19 protein-coding genes are annotated in these 15,709 nt (G+C 35.2%); 6 read left to right on the forward strand and 13 right to left on the reverse strand.

Annotation, left to right across the window (positions count from 1 at the left end):
• Positions 1-105: 105 nt before the first annotated feature.
• On the forward strand, positions 106-1,128 hold the full coding sequence (locus WD055_00965; GenBank protein ID MEX0848780.1) for a hypothetical protein: 1,023 nt from the start codon (positions 106-108) through the stop codon (positions 1,126-1,128).
• 1 nt (position 1,129) lies between these two features.
• On the opposite strand, the gene WD055_00970 is transcribed toward WD055_00965, so the two are convergent.
• The 11 genes from WD055_00970 to WD055_01020 form a co-directional block, all read right to left on the reverse strand.
• Positions 1,130-1,651, reverse strand: coding sequence for a PilN domain-containing protein (locus tag WD055_00970; protein ID MEX0848781.1), 522 nt, complete (start codon positions 1,649-1,651; stop codon positions 1,130-1,132).
• On the reverse strand, positions 1,648-2,328 hold the full coding sequence (locus WD055_00975) for a hypothetical protein (GenBank protein ID MEX0848782.1): 681 nt from the start codon (positions 2,326-2,328) through the stop codon (positions 1,648-1,650). Before WD055_00975 ends, WD055_00970 begins: the two co-directional genes overlap by 4 nt.
• Positions 2,300-3,202 carry a peptide chain release factor N(5)-glutamine methyltransferase gene (gene prmC, locus WD055_00980; protein MEX0848783.1) on the reverse strand — a complete coding sequence of 301 codons (903 nt, stop codon included), beginning with the start codon at positions 3,200-3,202 and terminating at the stop codon, positions 2,300-2,302. The genes WD055_00975 and prmC overlap by 29 nt, the downstream gene beginning before the upstream one ends.
• Positions 3,203-3,259: 57 nt before the next feature.
• Entirely contained in the window at positions 3,260-4,063 is an 804-nt protein-coding gene (locus WD055_00985) for a hypothetical protein (GenBank protein MEX0848784.1), read from the reverse strand.
• A 13-nt stretch (positions 4,064-4,076) separates the two neighbouring features.
• Entirely contained in the window at positions 4,077-4,751 is a 675-nt protein-coding gene (locus WD055_00990; GenBank protein ID MEX0848785.1) for a hypothetical protein, read from the reverse strand.
• 186 nt (positions 4,752-4,937) lie between these two features.
• On the reverse strand, positions 4,938-5,948 hold the full coding sequence (locus tag WD055_00995) for a hypothetical protein (protein ID MEX0848786.1): 1,011 nt from the start codon (positions 5,946-5,948) through the stop codon (positions 4,938-4,940).
• A 15-nt stretch (positions 5,949-5,963) separates the two neighbouring features.
• Entirely contained in the window at positions 5,964-6,854 is an 891-nt protein-coding gene (ftsY, locus tag WD055_01000) for a signal recognition particle-docking protein FtsY (GenBank protein MEX0848787.1), read from the reverse strand.
• Positions 6,855-6,914: 60 nt separating this feature from the next.
• Entirely contained in the window at positions 6,915-7,424 is a 510-nt protein-coding gene (locus tag WD055_01005) for a hypothetical protein (GenBank protein ID MEX0848788.1), read from the reverse strand.
• Positions 7,425-7,510: 86 nt separating this feature from the next.
• A complete protein-coding gene (locus tag WD055_01010; protein MEX0848789.1) occupies positions 7,511-8,824 on the reverse strand; it encodes an ankyrin repeat domain-containing protein in 1,314 nt (437 codons plus the stop codon).
• A gap of 60 nt (positions 8,825-8,884) precedes the next feature.
• A complete protein-coding gene (locus WD055_01015; GenBank protein ID MEX0848790.1) occupies positions 8,885-9,484 on the reverse strand; it encodes a hypothetical protein in 600 nt (199 codons plus the stop codon).
• 20 nt (positions 9,485-9,504) lie between these two features.
• The gene (locus WD055_01020) at positions 9,505-10,164 is read right to left on the reverse strand and encodes a ribonuclease HII (GenBank protein ID MEX0848791.1); all 660 of its coding nucleotides are present in this window, start codon (positions 10,162-10,164) and stop codon (positions 9,505-9,507) included.
• A 230-nt stretch (positions 10,165-10,394) separates the two neighbouring features.
• Between WD055_01020 and WD055_01025 the strand changes: the two genes are divergently transcribed.
• From WD055_01025 to rpsR, 4 genes are all read left to right on the forward strand, one after another.
• Positions 10,395-10,883, forward strand: a complete 489-nt coding sequence (locus WD055_01025; GenBank protein ID MEX0848792.1) for a hypothetical protein — start codon at positions 10,395-10,397, stop codon at positions 10,881-10,883.
• A gap of 212 nt (positions 10,884-11,095) precedes the next feature.
• Positions 11,096-11,767: a S24 family peptidase gene (locus WD055_01030; GenBank protein ID MEX0848793.1), complete on the forward strand. Its 672-nt coding sequence runs from the start codon at positions 11,096-11,098 to the stop codon at positions 11,765-11,767.
• A gap of 185 nt (positions 11,768-11,952) precedes the next feature.
• Positions 11,953-12,438, forward strand: a complete 486-nt coding sequence (rpsF, locus tag WD055_01035; protein ID MEX0848794.1) for a 30S ribosomal protein S6 — start codon at positions 11,953-11,955, stop codon at positions 12,436-12,438.
• 15 nt (positions 12,439-12,453) lie between these two features.
• Positions 12,454-12,741 (forward strand): 30S ribosomal protein S18, encoded by a 288-nt coding sequence (gene rpsR / locus WD055_01040; GenBank protein ID MEX0848795.1) that lies wholly within the window; start codon positions 12,454-12,456, stop codon positions 12,739-12,741.
• Positions 12,742-12,930: 189 nt separating this feature from the next.
• Here rpsR and WD055_01045 read toward each other — a convergent pair whose 3' ends face one another.
• Positions 12,931-13,353, reverse strand: coding sequence for a hypothetical protein (locus WD055_01045; GenBank protein ID MEX0848796.1), 423 nt, complete (start codon positions 13,351-13,353; stop codon positions 12,931-12,933).
• The gene (locus WD055_01050) at positions 13,350-13,730 is read right to left on the reverse strand and encodes a hypothetical protein (protein MEX0848797.1); all 381 of its coding nucleotides are present in this window, start codon (positions 13,728-13,730) and stop codon (positions 13,350-13,352) included. The genes WD055_01045 and WD055_01050 overlap by 4 nt, the downstream gene beginning before the upstream one ends.
• A 150-nt stretch (positions 13,731-13,880) precedes the next feature.
• Here WD055_01050 and typA point away from each other — a divergent pair, with 150 nt between their 5' ends.
• Positions 13,881-15,686 carry a translational GTPase TypA gene (gene typA, locus WD055_01055; protein MEX0848798.1) on the forward strand — a complete coding sequence of 602 codons (1,806 nt, stop codon included), beginning with the start codon at positions 13,881-13,883 and terminating at the stop codon, positions 15,684-15,686.
• Positions 15,687-15,709: the final 23 nt, after the last annotated feature.

Below are 15,709 nucleotides of genomic sequence, written 5' to 3' on the forward strand. Positions count from 1 at the left end.
ATTATATATGTTGCATAAAGTTTAACAGATTCTTTAAATATATTGTATTAATAAATGTATTAAAGTTAAAATCGATGTGGATAATTATGCTTATAGGGGAGTATTATGAAGAACTATTTTATTTTTTTATTAGGTTTCATGCCCATGTTGGCATGTGCTAACGTTGAAAGTTTTTTTTCAGATGACGTAGATGGTGCAAAAAAAGGTAATTTAGGTGAACAATGGGCAGAGTTTATTGCACGTCAGCACATAAAGACAAGAAGTCACAGCCGCTTGCATGATGATCCGGAGCAACAAGAAGAATATGATGAAGATCTTTTTACACAACTTTTACGGCAAAAAGAAAAAATCGAACAGAGTCTTGCAGGAATACAAGATAGTGAGCGCTTGCGTCAGTTTGAGCTTGCTTGTTTTGCGATAGCAAAATCATTTTTGCAAGAGTACCAAAAAGGTCATTCTGATGCGAGACATCAATTGCATTCCTGTTTGCAGCTTGCCTCACGTCTGAAGTTATTGCAAGACCCACGTTGGTCAGACATGTTACCATTTATTGATATGCAAGGTCAGCAACAACCGGTGCCGGCTTATTCAGTAAACCAATTAGAAAAAGATCTTGCGGTTGATGAAACAGGAAGAGACAAGTTGGTTAAGCATTTGATTGAAGTGTTATTGGATAAAAATAGTGTTTATCGCAATGCAACTGACGAGTCTTTGGAGTTATTAAAAGATAAATTAGAACAAGTGCCAAGTGATAAAAATCACTATAGAGATGTTGAATCATTGTTGATAAAAAGGGGCAATGAAGGTATTTCAGAATCGGCGAAAGAGTTTTATATGGCGGCTGTATTGGGGGCACGGACAGCTGATGTTTTATTATCAAAAAAAGGATCAAAAAGAGACATGTTTCCTGAATTGGAAGGAGCCTATAGCTCTGTTGTGATGCTTTATTTAAAAGCGCATGATGCAGGGCATCCTTTTGCAATTAAAGATGCGCAAGATATAATGAATGGCCCATTGAGTATTATTATTGATTGGAAAAGTAAACATACAGATAGAGATACATTACGCTTGTGGGCTGAAATGTGGCATGAAATTAATGTGCGCATAATACAACAACAAATGAAGTAAATCATTTGATTTTGATTTGTAAAAGTCCTTTAATTTGATTGTTTATCTGTTCAATTGATCCGACATTAACTTGATCAAATAGAGTATTTTTTTGTAGGTTTGTTGCATACTCTAGTATCTGTTTTGTATGAGGTGCAAGAACGGTTATCTCTAACTGCTTCTTATTTAATGAAATGTTATGTATAGCAATGTCTGAGGGTGACTGGTTTAATGTTTGCAAAAGATCGGCAGGATTTTTTGGTTTATGTTTTATGCGATTTGTTTTTGCAAGTTTATTTTTTAGTATTTTTGTAGTTTCTTTGAGTGTGCGTTTTTCAGTTAAGCAACTGTTTAACTGTTTTTCTATCGGCTTGAGGCGTTGAAGTTCTTCTTGTGCGTTTTTATAAGTAAAAAAAAGGCGCATTTGTATTATGCTTAAGCAGATCAATAAGGTAATTAATAGGATGCAAGAGTGCCAAAACCAACGATGCATAGCTTGTTGTTCAGTGTGATTTTTTGTTTTAATAAAATTAATCGGTTTCATATCTGTGCTCCAAAAAAGCTACCTAAAGCATAAAATAAATTAAGATCATCATGGGTAATTGGTCGATCAGTTTTTAAAGATCGACGCAAAAATTCGAGTGAAAAAATTGAAGGAATGCTCGCATTTTTTTGATTAACTTCTTGTGCTAACCGTGCTTGATTGAAAGTGTCTTTGTATAGATGTTTATATAATGTAATTTGTACACTCAATGGTGGGCTTATATGATGCACATGTAATGGCAATTGCATGTTGAGCATCTGTAATTGCAAAATGAGCGGATGTGCTGCTGTGCAAATATAAAATAGATAATGGTCTTCGTAAGGCCCAATATAGCGATCGTAATATCTTTTATGCTTTTCTTTTTGGCCGATGAGCTCATGTGGCGTTGGATCACTTTTTGAATGTTTTATGATCTGTTCTTGAATTAAATCAGCTCCTAATATAAAGCTTATATAGGCATTATTTAGATTGTGGTTATCTGCAAATGTACGTATATAACTTCGTAATGCAGTTGAATTATACATGAGAACGCTATCACTCATGGGGATTTCATGCTGCTCATAGGTTTGTAGTTTAGCCGGATAAGAAATGGCTGGCTTTATCCAATAGATTGAGACATTATTTTGGTTGAGTACGACTTGTATATGTTCATTTTTTATTGCCGGCAATGGCCACATTGTTGATTCTCCCGGAAACAACACGATCTTTGGATGCGCTATCTTTTTCAATAGTTATAGCAGTATACTGATTTTTTTGCATCAATTTTTTAACATCTTGTCCTTGTTGCCATCCAATTTCAATATACAGTTGTCCAATGTTTTGTTGTTGTAATATTTCATTTTCATGAATATATACAGGAGCTTGTTCAATAATTTTTTGTATTAATGCAATGCCATTATCATCGGCAAATAATGCGCGCTTATCTTCCCATGCAATAACTGATGTATCAAGCTTTTCGGAGGTGCCAATATATGGCGGATTGGTTACGATGATGTCAAATGTTATGTTGGGCAGTTGCTCAAAAAGATCAGATGTAATGATGTGAAGATTTTTGATGTTATGCAATGATGCGTTTTGTTGTGCAAGCGCAATCGCCTCATCGGCAATATCTAATGCGTAAACGATTGCATCAGGAAGTTCATGTGCAAGTAGTAGTGCAATGCAACCTGAGCCTGTACACAGATCTAAAATCTGTAATTTTTGTGCATTACTTTTTTTTATCTGTTCAATCAAGTCAATTATCCATTGCTCAGTTTCAGGACGTGGAATAAGTACAGGAGGTTTAACATTAATTGTTAAATCACCAAATGGAACATTGCCCAAAATATATGCAATCGGTTTGTGCTCATTTACTATCTGATTAATCCATGTTTGCAATAGTTTTTCTTGATGTTCATCTAATTCGATTTGAGATTGGATTATTAAATCAGTTTTTGTTTTTTGTGTAAGATGCTCAAGGAGCCACCAAGCATATTGATTGCACACTATTTTATCATGCAATGTAGGCATAAGTTTTTCGGTAATGCATGTTATATGTTTTTGAATGTGCATGGTAATCAGTTCTTTATTTTATAGCTTTATACTATATAAGCATAACACAATACAATCTTACTTTGTATCGAGTAAAGCAATAAGTTTAGGACCATGTTTTGCTTTTTTCAGTGATGCTTTATTCTTTTTAATATATTTCATTATTGGCTGTGCGCATGCTGAATTATGCTCAAGTAAAAAAGTAATAACTTCAGGTGATTCGGCATTATGTTGAGCAATGTATGGCATTTGCTCTATTAGAAATTCGATCACAACATTAACGGTATCGGGATAATAGAGTACAATCTTTTTGAATGTTCGTTGCCAAAAACCATTATCCAAAAAACTTGCAAGATATTTCATTGCAGCAACTGCTTGAGATGGTTTTTCTTGATCAGTAAATGTTGCTAACCTTGAGCGTAAAAGTTCATGATCATTCAGTTCCGCTTTGCTTATTGAAAAATCTTTTTTTTCAATATGTTGATTCCATATGTTTTTTTCTTGATCACATGTAGTGATTCCCATGCCTGCAAATAAGGTGGCGGTAGTTTTTTTTATTGACGATATATATTGATGTGCTCTGTTTCTTAAGGAGTTCTGTATATTATTGAACCAGTATTTGTATTGAGCATGCCTATTGTTGAACATGTTTTTCCAAAACGGAGTTTTTATAACAGGTTTTGGCATCTGTATTTTAATGTTATTCGGGTAAAACATTCTATGCACTTGGCGCAACTGTGCATACTTTTGTGCTGCATATTGTGTACGATTTAATTGTACAAATGTTCGTTGTGATGTGCGCAAAAAAGGCATAAACATGCGTGCATTAAATGCATCTGTTTGTGCTGCGCATATAGTTAATAAAAAAAGAATTTTTTTCATAGGTTATTCTTTTTTATGCCTGTGCGCATATGGTGACTATAGCCGGTCCATATGTTGTATTTTGTAGCTGTTGTGCATGAGCGACAATGCATTGTTTTATCGGTTGTGCAATAGTCTTGTGTTTTAATAACTCTTTGAGCACTAGAGGCGCTTGCTGTGATGTTTGAGCGAGTTGGATTATATGTTCTTTTGCAAGCTCTGTTATTATGCGTGCCGTTTGCGGATGTTTTTTAATTGCAGACTTAATGCCTTGTTTTCCAAACCAACTGTTTGTGTATTTTGCAATCTCTTTAATCATATCGCGTAAAATTTTCTGCTTTTGTTCTTTATCGGCACTATTGATTTTTTGTTGTAATTGTTGTGGATTGAGCAGGTCATCTTTACCGATAGAGATCAGTTTTTTTGGTATAGTTGTTTTTTTAGTTTGTTGAGTTTTAGGTTCATCGTTAACTATAGCTTTACGATAGGCAGTATTTTTATTCTGCTTAATTCCTGAACGAAGCTCAAAACGTTGAGTGCGATTATTGTCAACTACGATGAGAGCTGCGTAGGTGTGTTTACCATGCTGCATGAGTAAATCTTTGATCATTGCTTGATCAACAAAACTTTGTGCAGGCAATAGAGCCAGTAAAAGAGAGCAGAAAAAAAGCTTTCTTTTCATTTTTTTTAATTGGATTAATTTCTTCATATTTTCACCTCTTTTTTTATATATAAAAGAGAGGAAACCTCCATTTCCCCATGCCTTTATCTTTTTTTATTTCTATTGTTAATTATATACATAAATGAGGTTTTGTCAATAGACAGTTGTGACAGGTTTGAGAGCTAGCGGCTATTCTTATTTTTTTCTCTTAAAAAAGGTATTTTTTTCTATTTTTTATTGAAAACTTTTTTGCAATCCTATGGCAAAGTTTTTTTGATTGCCAAGTGTTTTTGATGTGATTAATTCAAATGGTTCCTTGCGGCACTTAGGGCAAGAGGGCTTGTGCTCTTCTGCTTGTATAGCACAGGCAAAATGTGAGGCTGTATAGCAACAATTGTGAATTGTGACATTATCTTTATCAATCGGTTCTATGCAAATAAGACAGCCATTGTCTGCAATGTTTTGGCGTATGCGCAGTTCGTGGAGGCATATCATTTGTTGTTCAAGGCTTTTGAGAGATTCTCTTTCAAAAAGTTTATTAGTTGTCGTATAATCACCTGCGCCTAATGCAATCAATTTTGTACAAAGTGGCATTTGTTTTTTATCATAAGCGGCTTCAAGAAGTGATTTATTGTCTCTTTGATGAGAAATAAGTTTGAGTGGTGTGATACTATCTGTGTCAGAAGTATCAAGTAATATTTCATATTTTTCATGATGGATCAAAAAAGAAAGCAGTTCAATTCGATGGTAGTGCATTGCGTGATGCATGAGATTCTTTCCTTTGTATCTATAGTGCATTATCTCTGGAGTGTTGTTGAGAATGTTTTTAGCGATGGTCAGTTGTGATGTTTCGGGTGCCGCTAGTACACATTGATACAATTTTAATAAGAGCTTTTCCTGTTGTTCTTTTTTAGCATTATGTTTTTGAGTGAGTGTATCAATTATTTGTTGAGCAGTTTGTGTAGATTGATATAATTGTTCTCTCCTCATTTTTAACTGGTCATTTTTTAGGCGCAACAGTGTTATGCGAGATTGTTGTTTTTCTATTGTATCTGTTAGGTCTTGTTTGTCTTTAAGAAGTGATGCAGTAGTTTTTTGTTGTTGCTGATGTTGCCAATATAAATATCCGGCAGCTGCAGCGGGTATTATAGGTGATATCCATGGCGCGACTGTTTTCCAATTATCAAGTGCTTGTAGTTGCAAAGAAAGCATTAAGCTTAATAAATAATATTTTGTTTTTCTCATTATGAAACGCTCAAGTTATATTTGTAATAGTTCTTGAACATATTGTTGTGCATTAAACAGTTTATAAGCATCCGGTGTTTCACCAAATGAGATATAGGCAATGGGAATATGTAGTTGATCGGTGACAGAAAATAGAATGCCACCTTTACCGGTGCCATCCATTTTGGTAAGTACCACGCCGGATACATCAGTGCTTTCATTAAACAGCTGAGCTTGTTCAAATGAGTTTTGTCCCAGCATTGCATCAATGGTAAGCAATGTACATATGTTAGCATCAGGCAACTGTTTTGCGATTACGCGTTTTATTTTTTCAAGTTCGCGCATTAAATTTGTTTTTGTTTGCAAGCGGCCTGCGGTGTCAATGATTAATTGATCAAAGTTTTCGTTTTTAAAACGTTCACATCCGGTAAAAACAACTGATGCAGGATCTTGGCCGGTTTTGCCAAGTTCGATTTGGGTGTCGGTTTTTTGTGCCCATTGTAAAAGTTGTTCAGGTGCGGCAGCACGAAAGGTGTCTGCGGCAATAAATAATGTTTTTTTACCTTCTTGCTGTGCTTTGTGTGCCAGTTTGCCGGCGAATGTGGTTTTACCGCTTCCGTTTATGCCAACAAGTAAAATTACATTGCAATCAATGTTCGGCTTTTGTTGGTTTAAGATATTAAGAAGTTCAGCTTCAAGTGCTTGTTTTAATTCTGTGCCGCCTTGTATCTTTCCTGATGCGTGAGCTTTTGTTAATGTTGCGATAATAGTGCGTGTTGTTTTCACACCGGTATCTGCTTGCAGTAAGATTAACTCGAGTTCTTTGAGTGTATCTGCATCAATAGTAGTTTTGCCAAATAATGCACCCAGTTTGCTGGTAACGGTATTATAAATTTTAGAAAAACTGTTTTTGAAAAAATTGAACATGATGCTTCTTTCGTATTTTGCAGGTTATATATGTTTATGTCAGTATAGCATGAAACAAATTCAGTTGTAACGAGCTTTTTTTCTTGGTTCTTCTTCTTCTTTGTCTTCTTTATTTATTATTTGTTTACACGTTTCTATTAATTGTATGTCGGCATTTATTTTGTCCTGTATTTCTTTAATGAAATTGCTATAGACCTTGTTGCGTGCTCGTTCTTGTTGTATCTCTTGTTGATTAAATATTTCTTTGCCGGGTGATCGCTCTAGTTTAGATTTTTTGCAAAATTGGATGAAATAGGTGTATATTTGTTCAGATTTAACAAACTGGTATGCATCTTTTTTATCTGCGATTTCTTGCTGTATGTTGAGTATGTCAGATTGATAATGGTCGAATGTCGTTCGATTCTGTACAAAGAGATCAATAGTTATCTGACATTTTTCTTGTTTGATTGCAATGCAATAATCTAATAATTTGAGCATTGCAGCTTGTTCATCAGTTTGTTTTTCTAAAAGATAGAATCCAATCCTATTGGGATCAGTGCGTGCGCAGCATTTAGCTAGAAATGGTAGCATTAAGCATAAAACTATTATTTTTTTTAAAATGGCATTCTCCTCGAATTTTTATACATATAAATCTGTTTTTTTATGATGACATAATTTTATTTTTTATCAACTTCGAGCGAGCTTTTTAAGAGCTCATATTCTTGGTTGCAAAAAGGGCATTCGTTTTTTTCTTTTTCGGGCTCTTCTATTTTCGGTTTACAGTCGGCGCAAATCATTTTACTGCAGCAACTGAAATAAAAACAAACATCTATTACTGTTTTTTCTTTATCAGCAGGTGTTTCATAGCATATGTTGCATTCAGGTTCTGTGTTTCGGGTGTTTAACTGGCTGAGTAATAAGGTGACCGCCTTTTCTCTTTTTTTTTCATCTTTTATATCTGTGCATCTATGTAATGCTGAAATATGGTGTGCAGAATATTCAATTGATTCAGTCTTTTTGCCTTCTTTATGGGTGGTGCTTTGTGATAATAAAAAATTAACCATTTCTTCTTTATCCGCTTTTAATGCTAGTGAGAGAGGCGTTTCTTTTTTATTATCTTCTGTATTGATATTAGCGCTGTATTTTAATAATAGTATTGCTAATTCGGTATTGCCGGTTTGTGCAGCATAGTGCATTGCGGTCATGCCTCGTACATCTTTTACGTTAGGATTTGCTCCTGAACGCAATAAAATAGTAATAGTTGGAATATGTAATCTGTTTATTGCATAGATTAATGGTGTTTTACCATATTTATCAACAGTGTCAATAATCTCTTTTGTTGCAGGTGCTGTGAGCAAGAGGCCAATGATTTTTGGTGTGCTTAACTGTGCGGCATGATGCAATGGTGTCATACCCAGATCATCGGCAATATTAGGTAAGGCTTTTTTTTTGAGTAACAAAGAAATAGTGCATGCATTACCAGCTTTTGCAGCGCATATTAAAGGTGTTTGTCCGTGCAAGTTTTTTGCATTAATACGTGCGTGATGATCCAGTAGAAATGAAACAACTTTGTTTTTTCCTGCTCGTGCTGCAATATGTAGAGCAATATCACCTTTTTCATCAATATCGTTAATATTAAAAGTAGGGATTGATGTTAGCATGTGCAGAGCGTTTTGTATATTAAGTTCATCTTGTAAGATTGATCTATTTATAAAGTTGTTTAGTGGATTGCAAACATATTCTTTGCCATCTTTTTTTATTAAGCATCCCTGATGGCGCAATTGGTGTAAAAGTTGATCTTGTATGCCAATTTTTTCTTGAAGGACATCGAGTTCATGCTGTATGCGTTCGAGTTCTTGTTGCTTATGTTTATGAACAGCCGTTCCGGTAAAAATACTCATTGCTGCGGCAGTAAAAGCTGTTGGCAAAAAACCGTCCATCGCGTTTAGTGGTAATGATATTGTGCATAGGCATAATAAAAAATGTCGCATCTTTACCCCTTATAATTTTAATACGCCATATTTTAGACATATGTAGGTAATGATACAAAATCAACAGTTTTGTACAATTGGTTGCACTCGTTGTAAAAAAAGTTTCAGGCGACGATAGTCATTGCCGCTCAGTATTGAGAATGTTTCAATGAGTTGATGTAGTTTTGTTTTATTTAAAATGCCGAGTTCTTTTTGTTGTTTAAATAGTGCCAATAATAGTTCATCAAGATTACAAATTTGGTCTGCTGCATTGAATAATGTGTGCAAGTAGGTGTCTTGATAAAAAAAGGTTTTTAATGAATCGGTATCCATAGGGCTCACAAACGCATGGATTTTTGGCGGTTCGGGGCTAATGGTATACTGTATGCTCCCTTTTTCTTGATAGCCTAATATTAAACATGAAAAAGTGGTTTTTAAAAAAGAGAAAATTTGAGGTTGTTCTTTTAGGAGTTCTTGCTCAGTTTTTTGATATACAAATGGTGCACGGTTAGGATCCATAGATCCGGTTTGTACTTGATGGACTACAGCAAAAATCTGTTTTGTGCCGGAATCAACTTTTACTAAAGATCCAAAATGAGCAAATCTGTCCCATTGCCAACTTTGAGCGGTGAAGTTATGTAAAGAGCTTTCAATAATTTCTGCAAATGGTGCTGGGTTCATATTGACCTTTTTTTAATGTCTTAAAAAAGTTCTTGTTGTTTATCAGGATCATTGATTTTATTAATTAATACAAGATTTTTTAAGTACGTTTTGCGATGAACAATTACAGAGCCATGTTCTGCCAGTGCCCATTTATGTTTTTTTGTTCCATAACCTTTATTGGTGTACCAAATATAGTGAGGAAAATATCGGTTCATCTGTTCCATCATGGCGTCACGTTTCACTTTTGCAATGATTGATGCAGCTGCAATTGAACTTGATTTCTTTTCTCCGAATGGAAAATGATGTATAGGGATGTCGTTATAACAACTATTTTGTAGATTTAATGGCATTGCATCGACAACAATTGATTGTGGTTTAGGTGCAATTGCAAGTAAATTCATAACAGCACGGCGCATAGCAATAAGTGTTGCATGCCAAATGTTATGTCTATCAATAATGCGGTGGTGCACAATTCCGTAACTATAGTAACAATTTTTGGTAATCCATTTATGTGCCTGCAGTCGTTCTTCTTGTGTCATTTCTTTGGAATCTTTGAGCAATCGATATGATGTGTTAGGAGGTAATATAACTGCAGCGGTTACTAATGGGCCTGCCAAGCAGCCCCGACCAACTTCATCAATGCCGCAAACTACTTGGTTTTGTTCCCAAGCAAAATATTCATGGCTATTTTTTTTCACGAAAGGGCGTTTTTTTTTGTTGAGTCTCTTGTTTTTATGAATCATGTGCTCTTTGATAAGCTTACGTCTTGGCGAGGTTTTGCCACACGTAACAGGATGAATATATTCTGTGCGATTTAATGATATCAATGATCGGTTTTTCTGTCAAAAAAATGTCTACTCTTTTTTCTAAGTGTAATGGTGCATTATACTTAGAACCGGACGAAAAATTATAAAAAAAAGGGGAAAAGATGAATATATGTTCTATATTGTTTTTATCTGTTTTGTGTAATACGGTGTGTGCACAAGATGGCTTTGATTTGAAAATAATATCAAGAGATCAAAAGAGAGAGGTGCCATGGAGTCTGGATGGATTTGCACAAAATTTACGCAGTGATGCTAAGCATGCGCTGCAGCAGATTATGGATTCGTTTACTCTTTTGTGGCCGGAAGCAGCATGGAATGATAATCAAAAGCCTTCAGTTGCAACTATCGAACAAGCATTCGCCGATTTAACTGCATATATACAGCAGGAAGGAAACCCTGACAGAATAGATCAGATAAAAAAATCGATAGATTATATCATTTTGTCTTATGTTCCGGTGGTGCAGAAAAAAATAGCAGATGGAGCGCCAAGCATAAAAAATCCTTATTTAGATGAAAAAAAGCAGCTTTTAGATCTTTTTGAGCAAGCTTTAAAGCAAAAACGAAAATCATTTGATTCATTTTTAAATGTATAAAAATTGGCAATAAAGCATTTATTGTATGAATGGCATTTAGTGCTAAAATATAGCCCTTTTCAGGTTTATGAGCCATGACATAGCTCTTTTTTGACATTTTTTTCTTGTCAAAAAGCGACTTTTTAGGTTGACAATGGGAAAATATTGAGTACAATTAGAAATAAGGCAGTAAATTTAACCATATAAATATAAGATAAGCTAAGGAGTTTGCTATGTCATCTACAGCTCTTAGAGTAAAAGAGTTGCTCAGAGAAAAAGGCTGGACAACTAAAATTTTGGCTGAAAAGACAGGAATGTCTGAAAGTTATTTAACTCATATAAAGAATGGCACAAGACGCTGGAATGAAGATTCTTTGCGAAAATTGGCCAATGCTTTTGAAGTAACACCGATTGATCTATTTGCACAGCGTCGTCAACGTACTGATAATATTGATAGCAATGTTAGTATGCCGGAAGAATCAAATGTTGAATTGCGTGTGCATGTTGTACCTGTTGTGGGAGAAATTCCATCAAATCCATCTCCATATAACAATCAACTTATGCAGGTAACTACAGGTTACAAAGATGTTTTTGTACCCGTGCTTAATACAAATGATAACGCAATGTTTTCATTGTGTGTAGAAAACAATTTAATGGCACCAACCTTTGTTAAAGGTGATTATTTGATCGTATCTCCAGAGATCTGGACACGTTCAGGTGATATCGCAGCTGTTGAATATGGTAATGATACACAGGTAAAAGCAATTATGCAGGTTACCTATACTGAAGACTTTATTGTATTGGAATCAGTGAATCACAAAAGTCCTCCAATTGCATTGATTAGAGGTAAAGATCATTTTAGAATTATTGGTCGTGTGATCCAACGCCATCAAAAGCTTGCATAATATTTGCTAAAAAAAGTACAGAATACCAGAAAGACTAGCATTAATCGGTCTTTCTGGTATTCTTATTTTTACATATTTGTTTGATTTGTGTACAAATCAGCAAAATATACTAAATAAGGCTTATTTCGAGTCTTATAGTGATTATTAATATATAAACACTTCCAGTTAGTATAGGAGTATACTACATGTTACGTTACGAGATTTTAATGCTTTCTGTGCCTGAAATAACAGGTGACGAAGTAAAACAGCTTGAAGATCGTTTGGAAAAAACGATTGAAAAATTCAAAGGAGCTGTCATTTCCTTTGAGCGCTGGGGCAAATTCCGCTTGGCATATCCTATTGAAAAAAATGATTATGGCGTGTATTTTTTGATTCGATTCGAAATTGAATCAAAGCCGTCAGAGTTGTTAGAAGAGCTGAAAGCTATTTTTGCAGTTAAATTGAATGATGTTGTTATGCGTCATATAATTTCAAAGCTTGATGTTAATGCTTCACTTGCATATCAACGCCCTCAATCATTAGAAGATACACCGGCGCATGATGTCGATAGCTTTTTGCGTGAGAACAAGATGGAAGGACTTCTTTCACTTGACAACAAAAAGAGATCGGATGAAAAGCCAGTAAAAGAGGTTAAGGTAGAAGAAACAACTGAAATTTCAGCTGAAGCTTAATTCTAAAGGAATATCATGACAAAAAAAATTAAATTAAAAATGAGCGCGAGACTTTCAAAAAAGAAGTTTCGCAAACAATCATTTGGGGCAAAAAAACATTGTCGTTTTTGCAATAGTCCTGAAATGCAGCAACAAATTGACTACAAAAATGCTTCATTTTTGAAAGGCTTTTTGACCGAGCGTGGTAAAATTTTACCTTCACGTATTTCAGGTAATAGCTGCAAATGGCAACGTCGCTTGTCAAGAGAGATCAAGAAATCTCGTACAATGGGCCTACTGCCTTATACATCGCCAAGATACTAAGACTAATACTGTCGTATTTCCGCCTGTTTTACTGTGTCCGGCGTAGCTTCCTTATTTCGTTAAAAACTTCGAAGGGCAGGTTTAGCGAAGCCTGGAAGTGCGAGACCCGGTAGGGCGCGTATCGAAGGGCTCTAGTTTTGAAATTAGACTTCAAAAAGAGCCGGTTTTTAGCCGGCTCTTTTTGCATTTTTAATTATTTTTTTTGTTTGTTATGAGTTGTATGATTTCATTTCGTTGCTCACGCTCTTTTTCTAGCCTTTCAATTTCTGTTTTTATGCTGTTATCTTTTTTACGCCAAAACCTGTTTAGTTTGTTCTTTTTGTGCTTTAAATGATCGATTGTATTTTGTGAAGTTGCATTATTTTTTTCTAATATTTCCCTTGCTAGCTTAAGATTCTCGCCATCGTATCCAGCTTTAATAAAATATCTCAGGGCTTCAAGGTCATCTTTTAATGCTGCGATTTCAAGGAATGAATACTCTTTATAGCGTGTATCCATTTGTAATTTTTTATAGCGTTTTACAAATGGATGGTCATTATTATTTGCAGCAGCACAAATAAGCATTGAGCTTGCCAAGTAAACTGAAAGTGTCAGTGTGTTTGTTATTCTCATAATGCCTCCTTTTTTATGCGACGATTTAAATCTCGAATTTCATTTTTTAGCCTTTTTTCAAGATTACGTGCTTTGTAGAGTTTGCTTGATGCAAGACCTTTGCTGACCGCTTTGAGAAGCTTTTTATGTAATTCTTTAATATTTATTGCAAGAATATCTGCTTTGTTTACGAGGAGCTCACGAGCTTTAGTTAGTTGTTCTTGTGTTGCTTTATAGGCAAAATGGCGAATGCCCTCAAAGTCCTCAATATCCGCAGCTATTTCAATGTATGACATCCCTTGGTAGCCGGGATTTTTCATCAATTGATCATAGCGTTGCTTTAAAGTTTGAGCATGTATAGGTAATACAAACAGTAAGAAAAGATATCTATATTTCATCAAAACCTCCTTTTTTGTTATTATGGCTCATTTTCTGCATGTAGATCAATGGTTAGTTGTTTTATATCAGGGTCATTTATGGACAGAACCGTTATTTGTGTTACAATTAGGATAAACCCTTTTTTAACCCCCCTTAACATATGATGTGCTATGGAAAAAGAACGTTCAAATTTACGTAATATTGCTATTGTTGCCCATGTTGACCATGGAAAAACGACACTTGTTGATAAATTATTAAGACAGTCAGGTACGCTGAAAGATCAGGAAGTTGATCGCGTAATGGATTCTAACGATCTTGAAAAAGAGCGTGGAATAACCATTTTGGCTAAAAACACCGGTTTAAAGTATGGCGAATATGCAATCAATATTGTCGATACCCCGGGTCACGCCGATTTTGGTGGTGAAGTTGAGCGTACATTGCAAATGGTTGAAGGGTTTTTATTATTAGTTGATGCGGCAGAAGGGGTTTTGCCCGGTACACGCTTTGTACTGCAAAAAGCATTAAAATTAGGTTTGAAGCCTATTGTCATGATAAATAAGATTGATCGTAAAGATGCTGACACTGCAAATACTGAAGCAGCAATCGCGGATCTTTTTTTAGATTTAGCTGAGTCTGAAGATCAACTTGAATATCCTGTTTTATATGGTTCATCAAAATTAGGTTTTGTTACCGATGATCCAAATAAAAAAACTGACTCTATGAAACTTCTTTTTGATACAATTATTAATACTATTCCGGCACCAAAAGAAACTTCAGAGCATTTACAATTTTTAACAACTAATCTAGCTTATTCAGATTTTTTAGGCACCATCGCTATTGGTCGTGTGTTTAATGGCAAAATGTCTGTGGGTGATTCAATTGTATTATGCAAAGATGACTTTGTTAGCAAGCAAATGAAAATCACCAAAATTATGAAATTCGTTGGGCTAGATCGTGTTGAGGCTGATTCTGCTTCATTTGGTGATATTGTTTGTGTTACCGGTTTTACTGAGCCTGTAACTATTGGAACTACTATCTGTGAACCAGAGTATCCAATGCCGTATGCATATGTTGCAATTGATGAGCCAACATTAACGATGTTTATTTCGGTTAATGATTCGCCATTTGCAGGCAAAGAGGGTTCATTGCTTACTTCGCGTCAAATCAAAGATCGCTTGGAAAAAGAGTTGTTGACTAATGTTGCATTAAAAGTTGAACCTACTGAATCAGCAGAAACGTTTAAAATTTCAGGACGTGGTCAATTACATTTGGGTATTTTAATTGAAAACATGCGTCGTGAAGGTTTTGAAATGCAAGTTTCTGCGCCGGAAGTTATTTATAAAACAATTGATGGTGTAAGACATGAGCCTATGGAGCTGTTGGTAATCGATGTACCTGAAGAATATCAAGGTGTATTGATGGAAAAACTTGGTCAACGTAAAGCAGAATTAACACATATGCATCCATATGATGATGGTCGTATTCGTTTAGAGTATGAAGTGCCATCACGTGGTTTAATCGGTTTCCGTGGGCAGTTTTTGACTGATACTCGTGGAACTGGAATTGCAAACTATAGTTTTGCAGGGTACAAACCGTATAAAGGTGAAATTCCATCACGTACCAAAGGTGCACTGATATCTATGGAAAATGGTACAGTAACCGGGTATGCTCTTGATAATTTGCAGCAACGGGGTATTTTGTTTGTGAAGCCATCAGATAAAGTATACCAAGGTATGATTATTGGTGAGCATAGCCGTGATAATGATCTCGATGTTAATCCGGCTAAAGCAAAAAAATTAACCAATATGCGTGCATCAGGAACTGATGATTCTGTGAAGTTAGCGCCGCCAAAAATTATGGAACTTGAATATTGTATGGAGTGGATTCGTCCTGATGAACTTATCGAAGTAACTCCTGAAAGTATTCGTTTGCGTAAAAAGATGCTCAAAGCAAATATGCGTAAAAAGCAAAATTAGTATATATCGTTCAAGTAATGAGT

Source organism: Candidatus Dependentiae bacterium (genome assembly GCA_040878395.1).
In the GTDB taxonomy this organism is placed as follows: domain Bacteria; phylum Babelota; class Babeliae; order Babelales; family Vermiphilaceae; genus JAKBEL01.

Coding starts and splice junctions, on each gene's coding strand:
- WD055_00965 (MEX0848780.1), top strand. CDS start 106: ATGAAGAACTATTTTATTTTTTTATTAGGTTTCATGCCCATGTTGGCA.
- WD055_00970 (MEX0848781.1), bottom strand. CDS start 1,651: ATGAAACCGATTAATTTTATTAAAACAAAAAATCACACTGAACAACAA.
- WD055_00975 (MEX0848782.1), bottom strand. CDS start 2,328: ATGTGGCCATTGCCGGCAATAAAAAATGAACATATACAAGTCGTACTC.
- prmC (MEX0848783.1), bottom strand. CDS start 3,202: ATGCACATTCAAAAACATATAACATGCATTACCGAAAAACTTATGCCT.
- WD055_00985 (MEX0848784.1), bottom strand. CDS start 4,063: ATGAAAAAAATTCTTTTTTTATTAACTATATGCGCAGCACAAACAGAT.
- WD055_00990 (MEX0848785.1), bottom strand. CDS start 4,751: ATGAAGAAATTAATCCAATTAAAAAAAATGAAAAGAAAGCTTTTTTTC.
- WD055_00995 (MEX0848786.1), bottom strand. CDS start 5,948: ATGAGAAAAACAAAATATTATTTATTAAGCTTAATGCTTTCTTTGCAA.
- ftsY (MEX0848787.1), bottom strand. CDS start 6,854: ATGTTCAATTTTTTCAAAAACAGTTTTTCTAAAATTTATAATACCGTT.
- WD055_01005 (MEX0848788.1), bottom strand. CDS start 7,424: ATGCTACCATTTCTAGCTAAATGCTGCGCACGCACTGATCCCAATAGG.
- WD055_01010 (MEX0848789.1), bottom strand. CDS start 8,824: ATGCGACATTTTTTATTATGCCTATGCACAATATCATTACCACTAAAC.
- WD055_01015 (MEX0848790.1), bottom strand. CDS start 9,484: ATGAACCCAGCACCATTTGCAGAAATTATTGAAAGCTCTTTACATAAC.
- WD055_01025 (MEX0848792.1), top strand. CDS start 10,395: ATGAATATATGTTCTATATTGTTTTTATCTGTTTTGTGTAATACGGTG.
- WD055_01030 (MEX0848793.1), top strand. CDS start 11,096: ATGTCATCTACAGCTCTTAGAGTAAAAGAGTTGCTCAGAGAAAAAGGC.
- rpsF (MEX0848794.1), top strand. CDS start 11,953: ATGTTACGTTACGAGATTTTAATGCTTTCTGTGCCTGAAATAACAGGT.
- rpsR (MEX0848795.1), top strand. CDS start 12,454: ATGACAAAAAAAATTAAATTAAAAATGAGCGCGAGACTTTCAAAAAAG.
- WD055_01045 (MEX0848796.1), bottom strand. CDS start 13,353: ATGAGAATAACAAACACACTGACACTTTCAGTTTACTTGGCAAGCTCA.
- WD055_01050 (MEX0848797.1), bottom strand. CDS start 13,730: ATGAAATATAGATATCTTTTCTTACTGTTTGTATTACCTATACATGCT.
- typA (MEX0848798.1), top strand. CDS start 13,881: ATGGAAAAAGAACGTTCAAATTTACGTAATATTGCTATTGTTGCCCAT.